A 21,938-nucleotide genomic window follows, 5' to 3' on the forward strand; every position below is an offset into this window, starting at 1 on the left:
TTCACCCGGTGCCGATTGCCTGGTTGTCGTCCGGCCATCCGTCCTCTGGAGGTTCGATGACCCCGCCGCGCACCACCTCTGCGAACTCCCTGAAGAGAAGGGGCTTCCTCGGCATCGCGGGCGCCGCCGGCGCCGGTGCGGTGCTGCTCGGCACCGGCGCCGCACCCGTCGCGGCCGCCCCGGCCGCCGCGCCGGGCCGTGTCCCGGGCGACCCGTTCCAGCTGGGCGTCGCGTCCGGCGACCCGCTCCCCGACGGCGTCGTGCTCTGGACCCGCCTCGCGCCCAAGCCGCTCGACGACGACGGCGGCATGCCCCGGCGCCCCGTCGCCGTGCGGTGGGAGATCGCCCTCGACGAGCGGTTCAGGAAGATCGTCAGGCGGGGTGTGGAGCACGCCGTGCCCGCCGAGGCGCACACCGTCCACGCCGACGTGCGCGGCCTGCGGCCCCACCACGAGTACTACTACCGCTTCCGCGCCGGCGACGCCCTCTCGCCGGTCGGCCGCACCCGCACCGCCCCGGCCCCCGGCACGGCGCCCACCGTCGACTTCGCGTTCGCCTCCTGCGCGAACTGGGAGCAGGGCCACTTCACGGCGTACCGGCACATGGCCGAGGAGCGGCCCGACGTGGTCTTCCACCTCGGCGACTACCTCTACGAGTACGCCGCCGGCGTCAACGGCAAGGTGCGCACGCACCACGGCGACGAGATGAACACCCTCGCCGAGTACCGCGCGCGGCACGCCCAGTACAAGACCGACCCCGACCTCAGGCTGCTGCACGCGACGGCGCCGTTCGTCGTCACCTGGGACGACCACGAGACCGACAACAACTACGCCGACCTGAGCCCGGAGAACAGCGACGCCGGCCAGGGCAACGACACCACCGCCCGCTTCGCCGCCCGCCGCCGGGCCGCCTACCAGGCCTACTGGGAGCACATGCCGCTGCGCCGCTTCCGCAAGCCGGTCGACACGGAACTGCCGCTGTACCGGCGCCTGGAGTTCGGGGCCACCGCGACCTTCAGCGTGCTGGACACCCGCCAGTACCGCACCAACCAGCCGTACGGCGACACGTGGCAGGTCTCCGGCCCCGAGCAGTGGGACCCGGAGGCCACCATCCTCGGCGGCGAGCAGCACGCCTGGCTGGAGCGGAGCCTGTCGCGGTCGCGCTCCACCTGGAACGTGCTGCCGCAGCAGATCTACTTCGCCAACTGGGACGCCGTCGCCGGCCCGGACGACGGCGGCTACAACGACGGATGGGACGGCTACCGCGCCTCCCGCGACCGGGTCCTCGGCTACGTCGAGGAGCGCGGCATCGACAACTTCGTGGTGCTCACCGGCGACGTGCACAACAACTGGACCAACGACCTGCGCCGCGACTTCGAGCGCCCCGAGACCCGGCTGCTGGGCAGCGAGTTCGTCACCACGTCGATCACCTCGGGCGGCGACGGCTCGGCCACCCACGATCCCGGCCAGGTGTACTGGGACGAGAACCCGCACACCAAGTACTACAGCAGCCGCCGGGGATACGTGAGCTGCACCGTGTCCAAGGAGCGGTACACCGCCGACTACCGGGTGGTCGACTACGTGACCCGGCCGGGCGCCCCGGTCCGTACCGACAAGTCGTTCGTGATCGAGGCGGGCGTGCCGGGAGTCCAGGCCGTCTGAGTCCCGGCCGTCTGAGTCCAGGCCGTCTGGGCGCAGGCCGTCCGAGCGGCGGGCGCCGGCCCCGGATCCGGGGCCCGCCGCTCTCCATCAGGAACCAACAAAGTCCGACGGGGTAATTGATTCGGTTGTGTTCGGGTCCTAGGGTGTGGGCTGACTCAGTAGTCGCTGCGTCACCGGCAGTTGCGCTTTACCTCCGCATCAACTGCCTTCACAGCACCGTGTGTTGAGCCGCCCCCGATGCCCACGGAAGGCCACGGTCATGCCGCACTCGCCCGTGTCACCCGCCGGATCCCCGGCCCGCCCTGCCCGCCCGGTCGTCAGCCGCCGCCGTCTCCTGGAGAGCGGTGCCGCCGTCCTCGGCGCGCTCACCCTGTCGTCCGCGTCACCCGTCGTGGCGCACCCGGCCGGCCGGCGGACGGCGGCCGACGAGCCCCCGGAGTGGAACGACTTCGGCGTCTTCCGCGTCGGCACCGAACCGCCGCACACCACGCTCATGCCCTACCCGGACGTGAGAGCGGCCCTCGCCGGCGACCGCACCCGCTCGCCGTACCGGCAGAGCCTCGACGGCACCTGGAAGTTCGCCTATGCCGACCGTCCCGAGGACCGGGACGCCGACTTCCACCGCACCGACACCGACGACGGCGACTGGGAGACGATCCCGGTCCCGTCCGTGTGGCAGCTGCACGGCCACGACTTCCCGATCTACCTGAACATCACCTACCCGTACTGGGGCCCCAACGGCCTCGGCGAGGACCCGCAGCCGCCCGCCGCCCCGACCCGCTACAACCCGGTCGGCCAGTACCGGCGCACCTTCACCGTCCCGCGCGACTGGAAGGGCCGCCGCACCTTCCTCCACTTCGAGGGCGTCAAGTCCGCCCACTACGTGTGGATCAACGGCGAACTGGTCGGCTACGACGAGGACTCCTACACGCCCTCCGAGTACGACATCACCGACCACCTCAGGCCCGGCACCAACCAGATCGCCGTGGAGGTGTACCGCTACGCCGACGGCGACTGGCTGGAGGACCAGGACATGATCCGGCTGAGCGGCATCTTCCGCTCGGTCTACCTCTACTCCACCCCGGCCGTGCACCTGCGCGACTTCAAGCTGGACACCCCGCTGAACGACACGTACACGGACGCGGAGCTGGCGGTCACCGCGAGCGTGCGGGCGTACGGCGACGGGGAGTCCGGCCGGTACACGGTCGAGACCCAGCTGTACGACGCGCGCGGCCACGCCGTCTGGTCCCGGCCGCTGGAGCAGTCCGCCGACCTCCACACGGCCGGTGCCGGTCAGGACGTGACCGTACGGGCGGCGAAGGCCGTACCGAAACCCAGGCTGTGGTCGGCCGAGCACCCCGACCTCTACACGGCCGTCCTGCGCCTGCGGGACCCGGCGGGCAAGGTGATCGAGACCCTGTCCCACCGCGTCGGCTTCCGCGAGTTCGCGCTCAAGGACGGGCTGATGCGGATCAACGGCAGGCCCGTCTCCTTCCGCGGCACCAACCGCCACGAGATGCACCCGGCCCGCGGCACCGCCCTCACCCGCGAGGACATGGTCGAGGACATCAAGATCATCAAGCGGATGAACATGAACAGCGTCCGCACCTCGCACTACCCGAACAACCCCCTGTGGTACGAACTCGCCGACGAGTACGGCCTCTACCTCGTCGACGAGACCAACCTCGAGACCCACGGCATCCGCGACGAGTACCCCGGCGACCACCCCGACTGGACCGAGGCCTGCGTCGCCCGCGCCCAGAACATGGTCCACCGCGACAAGAACCACGCCTCGGTCGTCATCTGGTCGCTCGGCAACGAGGCCGGCGGCGGCAGCACCTTCACCGCCATGCACGACTGGATCCGCTCCTACGACCCCACCCGCGTCATCCAGTACGAGGGCGACGACCGCCCGGGCATCAGCGACATCCGCTCCGAGATGTACGACAGCCCGCAGCGCGTCGAGCAGCGGGCGAAGGACACCTCCGACACCCGGCCGTACGTCATGATCGAGTACGCCCACGCGATGGGGAACTCCAACGGCAACTTCAAGAAGTACTGGGACATCGTGCGCAGCCACGACGTGCTCCAGGGCGGCTGGATCTGGGACTTCGTCGACCAGTCGCTGCACACGCCCGTCCCGGCCCGCACCCTGCTGACCGAGGCCGGTCCGGCCGGGCTGCGCGGCGAGATCCTCGCCACCCGCGGAAGGCTCGACCGCGACAAGGGCCTGTCCGGCATCACCGTCTTCGAACGCGACGACAGCCTCGACCTGACGGACTCGCTGACCCTGGAGGCCTGGGTCACCCCGCACGTCACGGGCTACCACCAGCCCATCCTCGCCAAGGGCGACACCCAGTACGCGCTGAAGCAGACCGACCGGCGACTGGAGTTCTTCATCCACTCCGCAGGTCAGTGGATCACCGCGAGCTGGACCGTGCCGGACGACTGGACGGGCCGGGAGCACCACATCGCGGGCGTCTTCGACGCGGACGCCGGGACCCTGACCCTGTACGTCGACGGCGCGGCGCGGGCCACCCGCACCACCGACCGGCGGCCCAGCAGCAACACCGCGCCCCTCGCGCTCGCCACCGACGCCGACGCCCAGACCCGGGAGTTCAGCGGCACCATCCGCCGCGCCCGCGTCTACGCCCGGGCGCTCGGCTCCGCCGAACTGGCCTCCGACGGCCGCGGCCCCGGGGACGACGGCGTGCGGTTCTGGTTCGACGCCGCGACCGTCAAGGCCAGTGAGAAGCGGCCGAAGGACAAGACGTTCCTCGCGTACGGCGGCGACTGGGGCGACAACCCCAACGACGGCGCCTTCGTCGCGGACGGCATCGTCACCGCCGACCGCGGGCACACCGGGAAGGCCGTCGAGGTCAAGCGCGTCTACCAGGCCGTCAACGCCACCCGCACCCCGGGCGGCGGCCCCGGTGCCGTCACCCTCACCAACGAGTACCTGTTCACCAGCCTGCGCGAGTTCGACGGCCGCTGGGAACTCGTCGCCGACGGCAAGGCCGTACGGCGCGGCAGGCTGACCCGCGACCAGCTGGACGTGGCGCCGCAGTCGAGCAAGGACATCACCGTCCCCGTCCGGCTGCCGGACGACCCCGGCCCGGGCACGGAGTACTTCCTGGAGCTCTCCTTCATCACCAGGGAGTCCACGCCGTGGGCCAGGGCCGGCTTCGAGGTGGCCCGGCAGCAGCTCCCCGTCGAGACCGGCGGCCCCGACGTGACCCCGGTACGCCTGGAGAGCGTCCCGGCCCTGCGCCACGACGACCGCGACGAGGACGTCAGGATCAGCGGCAGGGGCTTCTCGGTCACCGTCGACAAGCGCACCGGCACCATCACCTCCTACGAGGCGAAGGGCACCCGGCTGCTCACGTCCGGGCCCGCGCCCAACTTCTGGCGGGCGCCCACCGACAACGACAAGGGCAACGGCCAGCACAACCGCAACCAGACCTGGCGCGACGCCGGCGCCCGGCGGAAGGTGACGGACGTCGCCGTGCGGACCCTGGGCGACCGGGCCGTCGAGATCAAGGTCAGCGGCACGCTGCCCACCACGGTGGAGTCGGCGTACACCACCACGTACACGGTGTTCGGCAACGGCGAGATCAAGGTCGACAACACCCTGCACCCGGGTGCCGCGAGCCTGCCCTACATCCCCGAGGTCGGCACCCTGCTCTTCCTGCCGCGCCGACTGGACCGCCTGCACTACTACGGCCGGGGCCCGGAGGAGAACCACTGGGACCGCAACACCGGCACCGACGTCGGCCTGTACTCCGGGACCGTCGCCGAGCAGTGGACGCCGTACATCCGTCCGCAGGAGAACGGCAACAAGACGGACGTCCGCTGGATCGCCCTCACCGACCGGCACGGCGCGGGCCTGCTGGCGTCGGGCGAACCCCTGCTGGAGGCGAACGCCTCCTTCTTCACGCCGGAGGACCTGTCGGCCGGCGTGCGCCACGACTACCAGCTGACGCCGAGGGACGAGGTCGTCCTGCGCCTGAACCACCGTCAGATGGGCGTCGGCGGTGACAACAGCTGGGGCGCGCACACGCACGACGAGTTCAAGCTCTTCGCCGACCGCGACTACGCGTACACGTACCGGCTGCGCCCGTTGCCGGACGTCAAGGACGCGATGGCGGCCTCGCGGCGGCCCACGGCGACCGCGTAGCACCGTCCGCGTCCCGTACCCGACCCGTCGCCGCCCGTGTGCGGCGGCGGGTCATTCCGTCGTGTCGCTGATCCCCAGCCGCAGATGCTCCACGTGGTACACGGCCTGGTCGAGCAGCTCGGCGACATGGTGGTCGTGCAGCGCGTACACCACCGAACGGCCGCGCCGCTCACCCACGACGAGGCCCAGGTTGCGCAGCAGCCGCAGCTGGTGCGAGCAGGCCGACTGCTCCATCCCGACCTCCGCCGCCAACTCGGTGGCGGGCAGTGGTCCTTCGCGCAGACGGGCCAGGATCAGCAGCCGGGAGGGCGTGGACAGGGCCTGGAGCGTGGTGGCGACGTTGGCGACGTTGTCCGCGTCCAGACGCACGCGTGCGGCGGCGTCCTGCGCGGTGGTGGCGGCTCCGTGACCCATGGGCTCATCCTACTCACCACACATGAAAGCATGAATGAGTCTTCATCTGTTCCTGTATGGTGTGCCGCGTGTCCACCACACTCGCCCCCGCCCCCGTCCCCGCACCCGCCCGGACGGCACCCCGCCGCCGCACCCGCGTCCTCGCCCTGCCCGAGGCCCGCTGGGCGCTCGTCTCCCTCGTCGCCTTCCTGCTCGCGCTCCCCCTCGACCTCGGCGGCGCCCCCGCCTGGACGTACGGCCCGCTGTACGCGGTCGCCTATGCCGCCGGCGGCTGGGAACCCGCCCTGGAGGGCCTGCGGGCGCTGCGCGAGAAGACCCTGGACGTCGACCTGCTGATGATCGTCGCGGCGCTGGGCGCGGCATCCATCGGGCAGGTCCTCGACGGCGCCCTGCTGATCGTCATCTTCGCCACCTCCGGCGCCCTGGAGGCCCTGGCCACCGCCCGCACCGCCGACTCCGTACGCGGCCTGCTCGACCTCGCCCCCACCACCGCGACCCGCGTGAGCGGCGACCGCGAGGAGACCGTCCCGACCGCCGACCTCGCCGTCGGCGACGTGCTCCTGGTCCGGCCGGGGGAGCGGATCGGCGCCGACGGCTCGGTCGTCGACGGCGCCGGCGAGGTCGACCAGGCCACCATCACCGGCGAGTCCCTCCCCGTCCTCAAGGGTCCCGGCGACGACGTCTTCGCCGGCACCCTCAACGGCACGGGCGCCCTGCGCGTCCGCGTCGAACGCGACCCCGCCGACTCGGTCATCGCCCGCATCGTCACCCTCGTCGAGGAAGCGTCCCGCACCAAGGCGCCGACGCAGCTGTTCATCGAGAAGATCGAGCAGCGCTACGCCGTCGGCGTGGTGGTGGCCACCCTCGCGGTCTTCGGCATCCCGCTCGCCTTCGGCGCCGACCTCACGGACGCCCTGCTGCGCGCCATGACCTTCATGATCGTTGCCTCGCCCTGCGCGGTCGTCCTCGCGACCATGCCGCCCCTGCTCTCCGCCATCGCCAACGCCGGCCGGCACGGCGTCCTCGTGAAGTCGGCGGTCGCGATGGAACGCCTCGGTGAGATCGACGCCGCCGCCCTCGACAAGACCGGCACCCTCACCGAGGGCACCCCCGAGGTGACCGCCGTACGGCCGCTGCCGGGCAGCGGCCTCGACGAGGACGCCCTCCTCGCGCTCGCCGCCGCGGCCGAGCACCCCAGCGAGCATCCGCTGGCCCGCGCGATCGTGGCCGCCGCCCGCGCCCGCGGCCTGGACATCGCGTCCGCGCAGGACTTCTCGGCGACCCCGGGCCACGGGGTCACGGCGACGGTCGACGGCCACGAGGTGCGGGTCGGCCGCGCACAGACCCCCGAGGGCGCCGAGACGACCGTCCAGGTCACCCGCGACGGCACCCCCGTCGGCACCCTCGCCCTCACCGACCGCCTCCGCGTCGACGCCGCCGGGGCCACCGCCGCGCTCACCGCCCTCACCGGCACCGCCCCCACCCTCCTCACCGGCGACAACGCGGCCGCCGCCGCCCGCGTCGCCGCCGCGACCGGCATCACCGACATCCGCGCGGACCTGCTGCCCGAGGACAAGGTCGAAGCCGTACGGGAACGGGAACGGGCCGGCCGCAAGGTGCTCTTCGTCGGCGACGGCGTCAACGACGCCCCCGCGCTCGCCGCCGCGCACACCGGGGTCGCCATGGGCCGCGCCGGCTCCGACCTGGCCCTGGAGACGGCGGACGCGGTCGTGGTGCGCGACGAGCTGGCGGCCGTACCCGCCGTCGTGGCGCTGTCCCGGCGCGCGCGCAGGCTGGTGCTGCAGAACCTGGTCATCGCGGGTACGTTCATCACCGTCCTCGTCCTGTGGGACCTGATCGGACACCTGCCGCTGCCGCTCGGCGTCGCCGGCCACGAGGGCTCGACCGTGCTGGTCGGCCTCAACGGGCTGCGGCTGCTGCGCGAGTCGGCATGGCGATCCGAGTGACCGGGGATACCAGGGCGACCAGGTGACCAGGGCGATCCGGCGAAGCCCAGGAAGCGCGACGTCGATGTCGGATTCCCGCCAGCCCCGGCCCGGCCGGTGGTCCATCCTGGACGCATGCAGACGGGAATGCACACCGACACCGAGCGCTGCGTGCGCGCCGTCCGGTCGAAGGACGCGCGCTTCGACGGGTGGTTCTTCACGGCGGTCCTGACGACCGGGATCTACTGCCGGCCCAGCTGCCCGGTGGTGCCGCCCAAGCCCGAGAACATGACCTTCCACCCGAGCGCGGCGTCCTGCCAGCAGGCCGGGTTCCGGGCGTGCAAACGCTGCCGCCCGGACACCAGCCCCGGCTCCCCGGAGTGGAACCGGCGCGCCGACCTCACCGCCCGCGCCATGCGGCTGATCGCCGACGGCGTCGTGGACCGCGAGGGCGTGCCCGGCCTCGCCGCCCGGCTCGGCTACAGCACCCGGCAGATCGAACGCCAGCTGCTCGCAGAGCTGGGCGCGGGCCCGCTCGCGCTCGCCCGCGCGCAACGTGCCCAGACCGCCCGTCTGCTCGTCGAGACGACCCCGCTGCCCATGGCGGACGTCGCCTTCGCGGCCGGCTTCTCCTCCGTCCGGACCTTCAACGACACGGTCCGCGAGGTCTTCGCCCTCTCCCCGAGCGAGCTGCGCACCCGCGCTCCGCACAGCAGCGCCGCCGGCACCACCCCGGGTGCCCTCTCCCTCCGCCTCCCCTTCCGCGCCCCCCTCAACCCCGACAACCTCTTCGGCCACCTCGCCGCCACCGCCGTACCGGGCGTGGAGGAGTGGCGGGAGGGCGCGTACCGGCGCACCCTGCGCCTCCCGTACGGTCACGGCATCGTGGCCCTCACCCCGAACCCCGACCACGTCGCCTGCCGCCTCACCCTGAGCGACCTGCGCGACCTGACCGTCGCCATCAGCCGCTGCCGGCGCCTGCTCGACCTGGACGCCGACCCGGCGGCCGTCGACGACCAGCTGCGCACCGACGAGCTGCTCGCGCCGCTGGTCGACAAGGCGCCCGGCCGGCGTGTCCCGCGCACGGTGGACGAGGCGGAGTTCGCCGTACGGGCGGTGCTCGGCCAGCAGGTCTCCACCGCCGCCGCCCGTACCCACGCCGCCCGGCTGGTCACGGCACACGGCGACGCGGTCGACGACCCCGAGGGCGGTCTGACCCACCTCTTCCCGTCGGCGGCGGCGCTGGCGGAGGTGGACCCCGACACCTTGGCCATGCCCCGCACCCGCCGCACGACCTTCACCACCCTCGTGTCCCACCTGGCCGACGGCTCGCTCAACCTGGGCGTCGAGGGCGACTGGGCCGAGACCCGCGCCCGGCTCCTCGCCCTCCCCGGCTTCGGCCCCTGGACCGCCGACGTCATCGCGATGCGCGCCCTCGGCGACCCCGACGCCTTCCTCCCCACCGACCTCGGCGTCCGCCGCGCCGCCGCGGAGCTGGGCCTGCCGTCGACCCCGGCGGCGCTCACCGCTCGCGCGGCGGCCTGGCGGCCCTGGCGGGCGTACGCCGTCCAGTACCTGTGGGCGACCGACAGCCACCCGATCAACTTCCTGCCCGTGTGAGGAACATCCGTGGGATCCCTGAAACAGCACACCGTGATCGACAGCCCGTACGGCGCGCTCACCCTCGTCGCCGAGGACGGCGCCCTGTGCGGCCTCTACATGACCGACCAGCGCCACCGCCCACCGGAGGAGACCTTCGGAGCGGCCGACGACGGGCCGTTCGCGGAGGCGGAGGAACAACTGACGGCCTACTTCGCCGGTGAGCTGAAGGACTTCACCCTCGACCTGCGCCTGAACGGCACCCCGTTCCAGCGCACCGTCTGGGACCAGCTGCGCCGCATCCCGTACGGCGAGACCCGCACCTACGGCGAGCTCGCCGCCGCCCTCGGCACCCCGGCCGCCTCCCGCGCCGTGGGCCTCGCCAACGGCCGCAACCCGATCGGCATCATCGTCCCCTGCCACCGCGTCATCGGCGCGAGCGGCAGCCTCACCGGCTACGGCGGGGGCCTGGAACGCAAGCGGCGCCTGCTGGACTTCGAACGGGGGACGGCGGGCCCGCAGCCGCTGTTCTGAGCCGCTCGCGGGTCAGGCCGCGGCCCCGGGACCTCGGCCCAGCCCGCGCAGCAGCTCGGGCAGGGCGGTGCCGATCGGCTCCCGGACCACCTCGTCGGCCAGGTCGTCGTACGGTGTCGGCTCGGCGTTCACGACGACCAGGCGGGCCCCGTGGCCGACGGCCACGTCGGCCAGTCCGGCGGCGGGGTGCACCTGGAGACTGGTGCCGACGGCGACGAACACCTGGCACGCCTTGCTGATGGCGACCGCCTCGCCCAGCACCACCGGGTCGAGGCGCTCGCCGAACATCACGGTCGCCGACTTCAGGATGCCGCCGCACTCCAGACACGGCGGATCGTCCTCACCGGCCGCGACCCGGGCGAGGGCGTCCTCCATCGGGCCCCGGACACGGCAGCCCGTGCACACGTAACCGAGCGCGGTGCCGTGCAGTTCGAGGACCTTGCGGGCGGTCACTCCGGCGCGCTGGTGCAGTCCGTCCACGTTCTGCGTGATCACGCGGACCGGCACCCCCGACCGCTCCAGATCGGCCACCGCGCGGTGCGCCGCGTTCGGCTCGGCCCGCAGCGCTCCGCTGTCGCGCCGCATCAGCCAGGAGCGGCGCCTGATCTCCGGATCGCCCATGTAGTACTCGTACGTGACGAGCTTCTCGGCCTCCGGATCGCGCCGCCACAGCCCGTTCGGGCCGCGGTAGTCCGGGATGCCGGAGTCGGTCGAGACGCCGGCGCCGCTCAGGATGGCGACGAGGGGCTTGCGGGTCATGCCGTCGAGGGTAGGGCGCCGGTGCGCGACCGGCGAACGGTTATCGGCCGACCCGGACGCCGTTCTCCAGCTCGGCCGTTCCGGACCCGTCCGCCAGCACGTCCAGCGCGGCGAGGACCCGGCCGTGCAGGGCGCCGCGCAGGTGGTCGCCCAGTTCCTCGCGTCGTACCAGCCGCCAGGACAGCAGCTCCTCCTCCTGCAACCGGATCGCCTTGAGCTCGTCCTCGGTCAGGACCCCGCCGTCGTACAGGTAGGCCACGATCGGGGGCCGTCCCGTCCCGTGCACCCAGTCCACCGCGAGCAGCCGGCCGAGCCGGACGTCCAGTCCGATCTCCTCGACGGTCTCCCGCCACGCGCCCTGCCGCGGGGTCTCGCCGTCGTCGGACTCGATCGTCCCGCCGGGCAGCGCCCACCCCTCGCGGTAGTTGGGCTCGACGAGGAGCACCCGTCCCTCCGCGTCCCGGAAGACCGCGGCCGCGCCGGCGAGGACGCGGGGGAGGCCGGCGATGTAGGTGGCGTAGTCAGGAGTGGTCATCCCGGAAGGGTAACGAGCCCGCGGCCGGGCGCGGGGAGAACCGGGGCCGGATCCAAGCGAGTTGAGCGCGAACCAGTTGCGCGCAATCGAGTTGCTGGCTATGTTTCTTCGTGTCGGCGAAACAGCACCGCCTCGCCGGCCGAAGTGCTCATCCGTCCCGTCCACCGGAAGGCAGCGACCACCATGGCGTTCATCACCGTCGGCCAGGAGAACTCCACCGACATCGAGCTGTACTACGAAGACCATGGCACCGGCCGGCCGGTCGTGCTCATCCACGGCTACCCGCTGGACGGCCACTCCTGGGAGAAGCAGGCCGCGGCCCTGCTGAAGGCCGGCTACCGCGTCATCACCTACGACCGGCGGGGATTCGGCCGATCGAGTCAGCCCACGACGGGCTACGACTACGACACCTTCGCCGCCGACCTCCACACCGTCCTGGAGACCCTGGACCTGCGCGACGCCGTCCTCGTCGGCTTCTCGATGGGCACCGGCGAGGTCGGCCGCTACCTGGGCACCTACGGCTCCGCCCGTATCGCCAAGGCCGCCTTCCTGGCCTCCCTGGAGCCGTTCCTGCTCAAGACCGACGACAACCCCGACGGCGTCGACGGCGACGTCTTCCGGGACATCGAGCAGGCCGTCACCGCCGACCGCTACGCCTACTTCACCTCGTTCTACGAGAACTTCTACAACCTCGACGAGAACCTCGGCACCCGGATCAGCGAGGAGGCCGTCCGCAACAGCTGGAACGTCGCCGCCGGCGCCTCCTGGTACGCGTCCCTCGCGGCCGTGGCGACCTGGACCACCGACTTCCGCGCCGACATTCCCAAGATCGACGTGCCGACGCTGATCCTGCACGGCACCGCCGACCGCATCCTGCCCCTCGAAGCCACGGGGGAGCGGTTCCACGCCGCGCTTCCGCAGGCCGAGTACGTCGTCGTCGAGGGCGCCCCGCACGGCCTGCTGTGGACCCACGCCGAGGAGGTGACCGACGCCCTGCTGTCCTTCCTCGCCAAGTAGCGGGCGGTTCCACCTTGTGGGCAGGGGCATGACGGCCCGGCCGTCCTCCGGTTAAGGTCGCAGCGGCGCGACTGCCTTGACGTGCGCAAGGCTCGGAGAGCAAGGGGAGAGCAAGGTGGCTGACGCTGCAGTCGACGGGGCCCGGCGGGTACTCGTCGCCGCGGACAAGTTCAAGGGGTCGCTGACGGCCGTCGAGGTCGCCGAGCGGGTGACGGCCGGCCTGCGCCGCGTCGTGCCGGACCTCGCTGTCGAGGCCCTGCCCGTGGCCGACGGCGGTGACGGCACCGTCGCCGCCGCGGTCGCGGCCGGGTTCGAACGCCGGGAGGTACGGGTCGCCGGGCCCCTCGGCGACGAGGTGACGGCCGCGTTCGCGGTGCGCGAGCACACCGCGGTCGTGGAGATGGCGGAGGCCAGTGGCCTGCAGCGGCTGCCGGCCGGCGTTCTCGCACCGCTGACCGCGTCCACGTACGGCTCCGGAGAGCTGCTGCGGGCCGCCCTGGACGCGGGGGCGCGGACGATCGTGTTCGGGGTCGGCGGCAGCGCGACCACCGACGGCGGCGCCGGGATGCTGTCCGCGCTGGGCGCGCGGTTCCTCGGCCGTGACGGGGAGCCGGTCGCGCCGGGCGGAGGCGGCCTCGCCGACCTGGCCTCGGCCGACCTGTCGGGCCTCGACCCGCGGCTGTCCGGCGTCGGGCTGGTACTCGCGAGCGACGTCGACAATCCGCTGACCGGACCGAAGGGCGCCCCGGCGGTCTACGGTCCGCAGAAGGGCGCTTCCCCGCAGGACGTGGACGCCCTGGACGCGGCCCTCGCGCACTTCGCGAAGGTACTGGAGGGGACGGAGACCGTGGGCGCGCGCGCCGCCGAGTACGCCGCCTCGCCGGGTGCCGGAGCGGCAGGCGGCATCGGGTTCGGCGCGATGCTGCTCGGGGCGCGGTTCAGGCCCGGCATCGAGGTGATGCTGGACGTGCTCGGCTTCGCACCGGCACTGGCGCGGGCGGACCTGGTGATCACGGGTGAGGGCTCGCTGGACGAGCAGACCCTGCACGGGAAGGCCCCGGCGGGCGTCGCCGCGGCGGCACGGGCCGAGGGCAAGGAGGTCGTCGCGGTGTGCGGGCGGCTCGCGCTGCCGGCCCAGGCGCTGGGGAGTGCCGGGATCCGGCGGGCGTACCCGCTGACGGACGTCGAGCCGGACGTGGCGAAGTGCATCGCCGACGCCGGGCCGATCCTGGAGCGGGTCGCGGAGCGCATCGCGCGGGACTTCCTGGCGTAGGGCAGATCCGCCCCGGAACGGGTCTCGACCTCGGACGCCCCCGGAGGGGCACCCCTCCCGACGGGCTGGGAACCTGACCTCCGCCCTGACCGGTGAGGGCGACGGACGGGCGGAGCCCCCGGCGAGGCGGGCTCCGGCGCCGGGCACGCGCAGACAGAACGGCCCCGGACCCATCGGGTCCGGGGCCGTTCGAAGACGCCGTCACGGCAGCTGCGCCGCCCGCGCCTCCCGTCGGTTGTCACGGAAGTTGTTCACCCGCCGCGCCGTGGCGAACAGCGGAATCACCGCGCCCATCACCAGCTGCAGCGCGCACCCGGTCTGCAGCAGCAGCTGCCCGCTCGGCGCGTCGAAGGCCCAGCCGGCCAGCAGCCCCATCGACAGGACGATCCACGAGAGCATCGCCACGGCCAGGCGCCCCCGCGGCTTCGGGTACTCGACCCGGCTCACCATCAGCCAGGCCGTGCCGATGATCGCCAGCAGCGTCGCCACGAAGGGCAGCTCCAGCAGGACGATCGACACCACCGTCAGCGCCCCGAAGGGCGACGGCATGCCCTGGAAGGTGCCGTCCTTGACGGTGACGCAGGAGAACCGCGCGAGCCGCAGCACCACCGCCAGCAGCACCACGATCGCCCCCACCGCCGCCACCCGCTGGTACGCGTCGTCCGCGACCATGCCGTAGACGAGGACGAAGTACGCCGGTGCCAGTCCGAAGCTGATCAGGTCGGAGAGGTTGTCCAGCTCGGCGCCCATCGGGGAGCTGCGCAGCTTGCGCGCCACCAGGCCGTCGAACAGGTCGAAGATCGCCGCGCACAGCATCAGGATGACCGCGGTGGCCGCGCTGTGCCGGGCCATGCCCGACTCCTCGCTGCCCATGAGGTGCGGGATGAGGATGCCGGTGGTGGTGAAGTACACCGCCATGAAACCGCACGTGGCGTTGCCGAGGGTGAGCGTGTCCGCTATCGACAGCCGGAGCGAGAGGGGCATCTCCTCCTCGTCGTCCACCTCGTCGGCCTCGGGCACCCACCCGGCCTGGGTCTGTGGATCAATCACGGTCAATTCGAGTCACCCCAGCCACCGTCTTCTGACCCACCTCGACCGCGACCTCCACACCCTCCGGCAGGTACAGGTCGACGCGCGAGCCGAAGCGGATCAGACCGATCCGGTCGCCCTGCTCGACCTTCGTGCCCTGCGGCAGGTACGGGACGATGCGGCGGGCCACCGCGCCGGCGATCTGGACCATCTCGATGTCGCCGAGCTCGGTGTCGAAGTGCCACACCACCCGCTCGTTGTTCTCGCTCTCCTTGTTGAAGGCCGGAACGAAACCACCGGGAACGTGCTCGACCGACGTGACCTCGCCGGCCAGCGGGGCCCGGTTCACGTGGACGTTGAGCGGGCTCATGAAGATCGCGACGCGGGTCCGGCCGTCCTTCCACGGCATGATGCTCTGCACCACACCGTCGGCGGGCGAGATGACCCGGCCCTGGGTGATCTCGCGCTCGGGGTCACGGAAGAACCACAGCATCCCCGCCGCGAGCGCGGTGGCGGGGACGGCGACGGCCTTGGCGGCGCCGGAACGGCGGGCACGGAGAAGGCTGACGGCTGCGGTGGCGACGGTCGGCAGAAGCCACGGCGATGCTCCACGCGCGAGGCGTACGCCGGCCAGGCTGTCGCGAGATGCAGAGGTTTGGCTGTGGGGCATGGATGACCTTCGTAGCGGATGATGCCGCGCTTCGACGGGGGACGGCGGCTTTCCGGCGATCGTAGCGGCTTCCTGCCGCAACTGGGTAAGCCAGGAAGCCGAGTCGGCGGCCGAACAGTGCCTACGGGGTGTGACCTTCTTCTCCAAGAAAACACCCCGTATCCGGACATCTAACCCTGGAATCGATACTCTTCGAGCAGTCGGCGGCCGATGATCATTTTCTGGATCTCGGCGGTGCCTTCACCGATGAGCAGCATCGGGGCCTCGCGGTAGAGGCGCTCGATCTCGTACTCCTTGGAGAAGCCGTACCCGCCGTGGATTCGGAAAGCGTCCTCCACGACCTCCTTGCAGTATTCGGAGGCGAGGTACTTGGCCATACCCGCTTCCAGGTCGTTTCGTTCGCCCGAGTCCTTTTTGCGTGCAGCATTCACCATCATCGCATGCGCCGCCTCCACCTTGGTAGCCATCTCCGCGAGCTTGAACTGAATGGCCTGGTGCTGGGCGATCTGCTTGCCGAAAGTGTGACGCTGCTGGGCGTACCGCACACCCAGCTCGAAGGCGCGCCGGGCGACGCCGCAACCACGTGCCGCCACATTGACGCGGCCGACCTCGACACCGTCCATCATTTGGTAAAAACCTCGGCCGGTGACTCCGCCGAGCACGCGATCGGCCGGAACGCGCAGGTCGTCCATGATGAGCTCGGTCGTGTCGACGCCCTTGTAGCCCATCTTGTCGATCTTGCCCGGGACGGTCAGTCCGGGGCGGACCTCGCCGAAGCCGGGCTCCTTCTCCACCAGGAAGGTCGTCATCGACCTGTGCGGGGCCGTTCCGTCGGGGTGACCCTCGTCACTCTTCACCAGGACGGCCACCAGCGACGACGTGCCGCCGTTCGTCAGCCACATCTTCTGGCCGTTCAGGACGTACTCCTCGCCGTCCTTCACCGCCTTCGAGGAGATCGCCGAGACGTCGGAGCCGAGCGCCGGCTCGGACATCGAGAAGGCGCCCCGGACGTCGCCGGCGGCCATACGGGGCAGGAAGTGGTCCTTCTGCTCCCGCGTGCCGTGCTGCTTGAGCATGTACGCCACGATGAAGTGCGTGTTGATGATGCCGGACACCGACATCCAGCCGCGGGCGATCTCCTCCACGCACAGCGCGTAGGTCAGGAGCGACTCGCCCAGGCCCCCGTACTCCTCCGGGATCATCAGACCGAACAGGCCGAGCTCCTTCAGCCCGTCGACGATGTCCTGCGGGTACTCGTCCCGGTGCTCCAGCTCGGTGGCGACCGGGATGATCTCCTTGTCCACGAAGTCCCGGACGGTGGAGAGGATCTCCCGCTGGACGTCCGTGAGGCCGTGGGTCTGGGCGAGGCGGCTCATCTACTTCCCCTGTTCCTTCAGCTCGGGGCGGCCCGGCTGCTCGCCGCCGCGCTCCTTGACGTACGTCTCGGTCGGCACCATCACCTTGCGGCGGAACACGCACACCAGCGTGCCGTCCTGCTTGTAGCCCTTGGTCTCGACGTGGACGATGCCGCGGTCGTCCTTCGACCTCGACGGCCACTTGTCGAGCACGGTGGTCTGGCCGTAGAGCGTGTCGCCGTGGAAGGTCGGCGCCACGTGCTTGAGCGACTCGATCTCCAGGTTGGCGATCGCCTTGCCGGAGATGTCCGGGACCGACATGCCGAGCAGGAGCGAGTAGACGTAGTTGCCGACCACCACGTTCCTGCCGAAGTCCGTCGTCTTCTCGGCGTAGTTCGTGTCCATGTGGAGCGGGTGGTGGTTCATGGTGAGGAGACAGAAGAGGTGGTCGTCGTACTCCGTGACCGTCTTGCCCGGCCAGTGCTTGTACACCGCCCCGACCTCGAACTCCTCGTAGGTGCGTCCGAACTGCATCGCGCTCAGCCCTCCGGGATCTCGAACGTGCTGGTGCGCGTCATGCCGGCCGCACGCCCCTTGCCGGAGACGACCAGGGCCATCTTGCGGCTGGCCTCGTCGATCATCTCGTCGCCGAGCATCGCGGAGCCCTTCTTGCCGCCCGCCTCGGACGTGTAGTAGTCGTACGCGTCCAGGATCAGCTCGGCGTGGTCGTAGTCCTCCTGGGACGGCGAGAAGATCTCGTTGGACGCCTCGACCTGGCCCGGGTGCAGCACCCACTTGCCGTCGAAACCGAGGGCGGCGGCACGCCGGGCGACCTCCCGGTAGCCGTCGACGTTGCGGATCTGGAGGTAGGGGCCGTCGATCGCCTGGAGGTCGTTGGCGCGGGCGGCCATCAGGATCTTCATCAGGATGTAGTGGTAGGCGTCCGCCGGGTAGCCGGGCGGCTGCTCGCCCACGACCAGGGACTTCATGTTGATGGACGCCATGAAGTCGGCCGGGCCGAAGATGATGGTCTCGACGCGCGGGCTGGCCTGCGCGATCTCGTTGACGTTGTTCAGGCCCCGCGCGTTCTCGATCTGCGCCTCGATGCCGATCCGGCCGACCTCGAAGCCCATCGTCTTCTCGATCTGGGTGAGGAGGAGGTCGAGGGCGACGATCTGCTGGGCGTCCTGGACCTTCGGCAGCATGATGCAGTCCAGGTTCGGGCCGGCGCCCTCGACGACCGTGACGACGTCGCGGTACGTCCACTCGGTCGTCCAGTCGTTGACGCGCACGACGCGGGTCTTGCCGGTCCAGTCGCCCTCGTTGAGGAACTTGACGATGGTGTGCCGTGCCTCCGGCTTGGCGAGCGGCGCGCAGGCGTCCTCCAGGTCGAGGAAGACCTGGTCGGCCGGGAGGCCCTGGGCCTTCTCCAGGAAGCGGGGGTTGCTTCCCGGGACCGCCAGGCAGGAGCGGCGGGGGCGAAGCCGGTTGACTGTCGTCATGCGGGGACCTCCAGGGGGTCGAGCTTGTTCGCGGTCCGGATCTCGTCGACGATCCGGCCGATGATTCCGGTGATGTCGAAGTCCTTCGGGGTGAAGACCGCGGCCACTCCCGCGGCCCGCAGTTCTTCGGCGTCACCGTTCGGGATGATGCCACCGGCGATCACCGGTATATCTGTGGCACCGGCCACACGGAGGCGTTCCAGCACGTCGGGCACCAGCTGGGCGTGCGAGCCGGAGAGGACGGACAGGCCCACCGCGTGCACGTCCTCGGCGAGGGCGGCGTCCACGATCTGCTCCGGGGTGAGCCGGATGCCCTGGTAGACCACCTCGAAGCCGGCGTCGCGGGCCCGCACGGCGATCTGCTCGGCGCCGTTGGAGTGACCGTCCAGGCCGGGCTTGCCGACCAGGAAGCGCAGCTTGCCGACGCCCAGGTCCTTCGCCGTCAGGTCCACCTTGCGGCGCACCTCGGACAGGGCCGAGCCCTCCTCGGCGGCGACCGCCACCGGCGCCGAGGACACCCCGGTCGGCGCGCGGAACTCGCCGAACACCTCGCGCAGCGCCCCGGCCCACTCGCCGGTGGTGACGCCGGCGCGGGCGCACTCCAGGGTGGCCTCCATGAGGTTGTCGGTGCCCTTGGCGGCCTCCTTCAGCTTCTCCAGCGCCTTGCAGGGCCGCGGGTGGTTGAAGGGCGGCTGGTAGCGGGTGTCGCGCCAGTGCCGGAGCGAGGCGATGACGCGGGCCTCCACCGCCGGGTCGACCGTCTGGATCGCGGTGTCCAGGTCGGCGGTCAGCGGGTTCGGCTCCGTGCCCTCGAAGGCGTTGACCCCGACGATCTTCTCCTCGCCCGACTCGATCCGGGCCCGGCGCTCGGCGTGCGAGGCGACCAGCCGGGACTTGAGGTAGCCGGACTCGACGGCGGCCATCGCGCCGCCCATCTCCTGGATGCGCTCGATCTCGGCGAACGACTCCTCGACCAGCTCGGCCACCTTCGCCTCGACCACCTTCGAGCCCTCGAAGAGGTCGCCGTACTCCAGCAGGTCGCTCTCGTAGGCCAGCACCTGCTGGATGCGCAGCGACCACTGCTGGTCCCAGGGCCGGGGCAGGCCCAGCGCCTCGTTCCAGGCGGGCAGCTGCACGGCACGCGCCCGCGCGTCCTTGGAGAGGGTGACGGCCAGCATCTCCAGGACGATCCGCTGGACGTTGTTCTCGGGCTGCGCCTCGGTCAGGCCGAGGGAGTTGACCTGGACGCCGTAACGGAAGCGGCGGTGCTTCGGGTTCTCGATGCCGTACCGCTCGCGCGTGACGCGGTCCCAGATCCGGCCGAAGGCGCGCATCTTGCACATCTCCTCGACGAAGCGGACGCCCGCGTTCACGAAGAAGGAGATGCGGCCGACCACGTCGCCCATGCGCTCCTCGGGCACCTGGCCGCCGTCGCGCACGGCGTCGAGCACGGCGATCGCGGTGGACATCGCGTACGCGATCTCCTGGACCGGCGTGGCGCCGGCCTCCTGCAGGTGGTAGCTGCAGATGTTGATCGGGTTCCACTTCGGGAGGTGGGAGACCGTGTACGCGATCATGTCCGTGGTCAGGCGGAGCGACGGCCCGGGCGGAAAGACGTGCGTCCCCCGGGACAGGTACTCCTTGACGATGTCGTTCTGGGTCGTGCCCTGGAGCCGGGTGATGTCCGCGCCCTGCTCCTCCGCGACGACCTGGTAGAGCGCCAGCAGCCACATGGCCGTGGCGTTGATGGTCATCGAGGTGTTCGTCTGCTCCAGGGGGATGTCCTGGAAGAGCCGGCGCATGTCACCGAGGTGCGCGACCGGCACTCCGACCCGGCCGACCTCGCCGCGGGCGAGGACGTGGTCGGAGTCGTAGCCGGTCTGTGTGGGCAGGTCGAACGCGACCGACAGACCCGTCTGCCCCTTGGCGAGGTTGCGCCGGTACAGCTCGTTGGACGCCTCGGCCGTGGAGTGACCGGCGTAGGTCCGCATCAACCACGGCCGGTCCCTTTCCCTCTGCGCCTGCGGCTGACGTTCACTCATGAGCGCTCCTCAGACGTTCCGGAAGCGGTTGATGGCGTCGACGTGCCGGGCGCGCATCTCCTCGTCGCGCACGCCCAGGCCTTCCTCGGGCGCCAGGCACAGCACGCCGACCTTGCCCTGGTGGAGGTTGCGGTGGACGTCGTACGCCGCTTGGCCGGTGTCCTTGAGGGAGTACACCTTGGAGAGCGTCGGGTGGATCCTGCCCTTGGCGACGAGCCGGTTGGCCTCCCAGGCCTCGCGGTAGTTGGCGAAGTGGGAGCCGACGATGCGCTTGAGGGACATCCACAGGTAGCGGTTGTCGTAGCTGTGGTCGTAGCCGGAGGTCGACGCGCAGGTGACGATCGTGCCGCCCTTGCGCGTGACGTACACGGAGGCGCCGAAGGTCTCGCGGCCCGGGTGCTCGAAGACGATGTCCACGTCCTCGCCGCCGGTGAGTTCGCGGATGCGCTTGCCGAAGCGCTTCCACTCCTTGGGGTCCTGGGTGTGCTCGTCCTTCCAGAACCGGTAGTCCTCGGCGGTGCGGTCGATGATGTGCTCGGCGCCCATGCGCCGGCAGATGCCGGCCTTCTGCTCGCTGGAGACGACGCAGATCGGGGTGGCGCCGCCGGCCAGCGCGAACTGCGTGGCGTACGAGCCGAGTCCGCCGCTCGCGCCCCAGATCAGGACGTTGTCGCCCTGCTTCATCTGGGCGCCGTTGCGGGAGACCAGCTGGCGGTACGCGGTGGAGTTGACCAGGCCGGGGGCGGCGGCCTCCTCCCAGCTGAGGTGGTCCGGCTTGGGCATCAGCTGGTTGGACTTGACGAGGGCGATCTCCGCCAGGCCCCCGAAGTTGGTCTCGAAGCCCCAGATCCGCTGCTCGGGGTCGAGCATCGTGTCGTTGTGCCCGTCGGACGACTCCAGCTCGACGGAGAGGCAGTGCGCGACGACCTCGTCGCCGGGCTGCCAGGCGTTGACGCCCGGGCCGGTGCGCAGGACGACGCCGGCCAGGTCGGAGCCGATGACGTGGTACGGCAGGTCGTGGCGCCTGGTGAGTTCGCTGACCTTGCCGTAGCGCTCCAGGAAGCCGAACGTCGACATCGGCTCGAAGATCGAGGTCCACACCGAGTTGTAGTTGACCGAGGAGGCCATCACGGCGACCAGGGCCTCGCCGGGGCCCAGCTCGGGCAGCGGCACCTCGTCCAGGTGGATCGACTTGCGCGGGTCCTTGTCACGGGTTTCGAGGCCCGCGAACATCTCGGTCTCGTCCTTGTGCACGGTGATCGCGCGGTACGACTCGGGCAGCGGCAGGGCGGCGATGTCGGCCGGCGTGGAGTCGGTCGACTGGATCGCGTCCAGGATGTCCTTCACGGTCACGGTGTTGCCTCCGGCGGTGAGCGCCCCGGGGGAGGGGCGCTGGGGGTTACGTCGGTGCTGATGAGGGTGGGT

General features: G+C 71.3%; 17 protein-coding genes. 7 read left to right on the forward strand and 10 right to left on the reverse strand.

All coding sequences use genetic code 11. The features are described 5' to 3' along the window. Nucleotides 1-56: 56 nt before the first annotated feature. Together ACP4IX_RS08015 and ACP4IX_RS08020 are read left to right on the forward strand one after the other, a co-directional pair. On the forward strand, nt 57-1,661 hold the full coding sequence (locus ACP4IX_RS08015) for an alkaline phosphatase D family protein (RefSeq protein ID WP_426555109.1): 1,605 nt from the start codon (nt 57-59) through the stop codon (nt 1,659-1,661). Nucleotides 1,662-1,920: 259 nt separating this feature from the next. Further along, nucleotides 1,921-5,838, forward strand: coding sequence for a glycoside hydrolase family 2 TIM barrel-domain containing protein (locus ACP4IX_RS08020; protein ID WP_426555110.1), 3,918 nt, complete (start codon nt 1,921-1,923; stop codon nt 5,836-5,838). 51 nt (nt 5,839-5,889) lie between these two features. On the opposite strand, the gene ACP4IX_RS08025 is transcribed toward ACP4IX_RS08020, so the two are convergent. Next, nucleotides 5,890-6,252, reverse strand: coding sequence for an ArsR/SmtB family transcription factor (locus ACP4IX_RS08025; protein WP_426517772.1), 363 nt, complete (start codon nt 6,250-6,252; stop codon nt 5,890-5,892). A 56-nt stretch (nt 6,253-6,308) separates the two neighbouring features. Between ACP4IX_RS08025 and ACP4IX_RS08030 the strand changes: the two genes are divergently transcribed. From ACP4IX_RS08030 to ACP4IX_RS08040, 3 genes are all read left to right on the forward strand, one after another. Beyond that, nucleotides 6,309-8,219, forward strand: coding sequence for a heavy metal translocating P-type ATPase (locus ACP4IX_RS08030; protein ID WP_426555111.1), 1,911 nt, complete (start codon nt 6,309-6,311; stop codon nt 8,217-8,219). 126 nt (nt 8,220-8,345) lie between these two features. After that, the gene (locus tag ACP4IX_RS08035; protein WP_426555187.1) at nt 8,346-9,818 is read left to right on the forward strand and encodes an AlkA N-terminal domain-containing protein; all 1,473 of its coding nucleotides are present in this window, start codon (nt 8,346-8,348) and stop codon (nt 9,816-9,818) included. Between the two features lie 18 nt (nt 9,819-9,836). Beyond that, nucleotides 9,837-10,331: a methylated-DNA--[protein]-cysteine S-methyltransferase gene (locus tag ACP4IX_RS08040; protein ID WP_426517826.1), complete on the forward strand. Its 495-nt coding sequence runs from the start codon at nt 9,837-9,839 to the stop codon at nt 10,329-10,331. Between the two features lie 12 nt (nt 10,332-10,343). Here ACP4IX_RS08040 and ACP4IX_RS08045 read toward each other — a convergent pair whose 3' ends face one another. Further along, entirely contained in the window at nt 10,344-11,090 is a 747-nt protein-coding gene (locus ACP4IX_RS08045) for an SIR2 family NAD-dependent protein deacylase (protein WP_426555112.1), read from the reverse strand. Between the two features lie 40 nt (nt 11,091-11,130). Further along, nucleotides 11,131-11,625, reverse strand: coding sequence for an NUDIX domain-containing protein (locus ACP4IX_RS08050; protein ID WP_426517766.1), 495 nt, complete (start codon nt 11,623-11,625; stop codon nt 11,131-11,133). Nucleotides 11,626-11,808: 183 nt separating this feature from the next. Between ACP4IX_RS08050 and ACP4IX_RS08055 the strand changes: the two genes are divergently transcribed. Continuing rightward, a complete protein-coding gene (locus ACP4IX_RS08055) occupies nt 11,809-12,642 on the forward strand; it encodes an alpha/beta fold hydrolase (protein ID WP_426517764.1) in 834 nt (277 codons plus the stop codon). 115 nt (nt 12,643-12,757) lie between these two features. Then, complete coding sequence (locus ACP4IX_RS08060) at nt 12,758-13,915, forward strand: glycerate kinase (RefSeq protein WP_426517762.1); 1,158 nt, start codon at nt 12,758-12,760, stop codon at nt 13,913-13,915. Between the two features lie 201 nt (nt 13,916-14,116). Here ACP4IX_RS08060 and pssA read toward each other — a convergent pair whose 3' ends face one another. The 7 genes from pssA to ccrA all read right to left on the reverse strand — a co-directional run bounded on the left by pssA (nt 14,117) and on the right by ccrA (nt 21,860). Then, entirely contained in the window at nt 14,117-14,935 is an 819-nt protein-coding gene (pssA, locus tag ACP4IX_RS08065; protein ID WP_426517824.1) for a CDP-diacylglycerol--serine O-phosphatidyltransferase, read from the reverse strand. A gap of 22 nt (nt 14,936-14,957) precedes the next feature. Beyond that, nucleotides 14,958-15,614 carry a phosphatidylserine decarboxylase gene (locus ACP4IX_RS08070; RefSeq protein ID WP_426517822.1) on the reverse strand — a complete coding sequence of 219 codons (657 nt, stop codon included), beginning with the start codon at nt 15,612-15,614 and terminating at the stop codon, nt 14,958-14,960. A 170-nt stretch (nt 15,615-15,784) separates the two neighbouring features. Continuing rightward, entirely contained in the window at nt 15,785-16,990 is a 1,206-nt protein-coding gene (locus tag ACP4IX_RS08075) for an acyl-CoA dehydrogenase family protein (protein ID WP_426517760.1), read from the reverse strand. Next, nucleotides 16,991-17,503, reverse strand: a complete 513-nt coding sequence (locus ACP4IX_RS08080) for a MaoC family dehydratase (protein ID WP_426555113.1) — start codon at nt 17,501-17,503, stop codon at nt 16,991-16,993. A gap of 5 nt (nt 17,504-17,508) precedes the next feature. After that, on the reverse strand, nt 17,509-18,471 hold the full coding sequence (locus ACP4IX_RS08085; protein ID WP_426555114.1) for an HpcH/HpaI aldolase/citrate lyase family protein: 963 nt from the start codon (nt 18,469-18,471) through the stop codon (nt 17,509-17,511). Next, nucleotides 18,468-20,513 carry a protein meaA gene (locus ACP4IX_RS08090; protein WP_426555115.1) on the reverse strand — a complete coding sequence of 682 codons (2,046 nt, stop codon included), beginning with the start codon at nt 20,511-20,513 and terminating at the stop codon, nt 18,468-18,470. Before ACP4IX_RS08090 ends, ACP4IX_RS08085 begins: the two co-directional genes overlap by 4 nt. Before the next feature lie 9 nt (nt 20,514-20,522). Further along, entirely contained in the window at nt 20,523-21,860 is a 1,338-nt protein-coding gene (gene ccrA, locus ACP4IX_RS08095; protein WP_426517820.1) for a crotonyl-CoA carboxylase/reductase, read from the reverse strand. Nucleotides 21,861-21,938: the final 78 nt, after the last annotated feature.

Origin of the sequence: Streptomyces sp. WG5, from assembly GCF_049974565.1 — a bacterium.
GTDB lineage: Bacteria > Actinomycetota > Actinomycetes > Streptomycetales > Streptomycetaceae > Streptomyces.

Excerpts from the sequence above, each read along its gene's own strand:
- ACP4IX_RS08090 (WP_426555115.1), bottom strand. The coding sequence starts at position 20,513 with ATGAGTGAACGTCAGCCGCAGGCGCAGAGGGAAAGGGACCGGCCGTGG.
- ACP4IX_RS08050 (WP_426517766.1), bottom strand. The coding sequence starts at position 11,625 with ATGACCACTCCTGACTACGCCACCTACATCGCCGGCCTCCCCCGCGTC.
- ACP4IX_RS08020 (WP_426555110.1), top strand. The coding sequence starts at position 1,921 with ATGCCGCACTCGCCCGTGTCACCCGCCGGATCCCCGGCCCGCCCTGCC.
- ACP4IX_RS08055 (WP_426517764.1), top strand. The coding sequence starts at position 11,809 with ATGGCGTTCATCACCGTCGGCCAGGAGAACTCCACCGACATCGAGCTG.
- ACP4IX_RS08035 (WP_426555187.1), top strand. The coding sequence starts at position 8,346 with ATGCACACCGACACCGAGCGCTGCGTGCGCGCCGTCCGGTCGAAGGAC.
- ACP4IX_RS08070 (WP_426517822.1), bottom strand. The coding sequence starts at position 15,614 with ATGCCCCACAGCCAAACCTCTGCATCTCGCGACAGCCTGGCCGGCGTA.
- ACP4IX_RS08015 (WP_426555109.1), top strand. The coding sequence starts at position 57 with ATGACCCCGCCGCGCACCACCTCTGCGAACTCCCTGAAGAGAAGGGGC.
- ACP4IX_RS08030 (WP_426555111.1), top strand. The coding sequence starts at position 6,309 with ATGGTGTGCCGCGTGTCCACCACACTCGCCCCCGCCCCCGTCCCCGCA.
- ACP4IX_RS08075 (WP_426517760.1), bottom strand. The coding sequence starts at position 16,990 with ATGAGCCGCCTCGCCCAGACCCACGGCCTCACGGACGTCCAGCGGGAG.
- ACP4IX_RS08025 (WP_426517772.1), bottom strand. The coding sequence starts at position 6,252 with ATGGGTCACGGAGCCGCCACCACCGCGCAGGACGCCGCCGCACGCGTG.
- ACP4IX_RS08080 (WP_426555113.1), bottom strand. The coding sequence starts at position 17,503 with ATGCAGTTCGGACGCACCTACGAGGAGTTCGAGGTCGGGGCGGTGTAC.
- ACP4IX_RS08045 (WP_426555112.1), bottom strand. The coding sequence starts at position 11,090 with ATGACCCGCAAGCCCCTCGTCGCCATCCTGAGCGGCGCCGGCGTCTCG.
- ACP4IX_RS08085 (WP_426555114.1), bottom strand. The coding sequence starts at position 18,471 with ATGACGACAGTCAACCGGCTTCGCCCCCGCCGCTCCTGCCTGGCGGTC.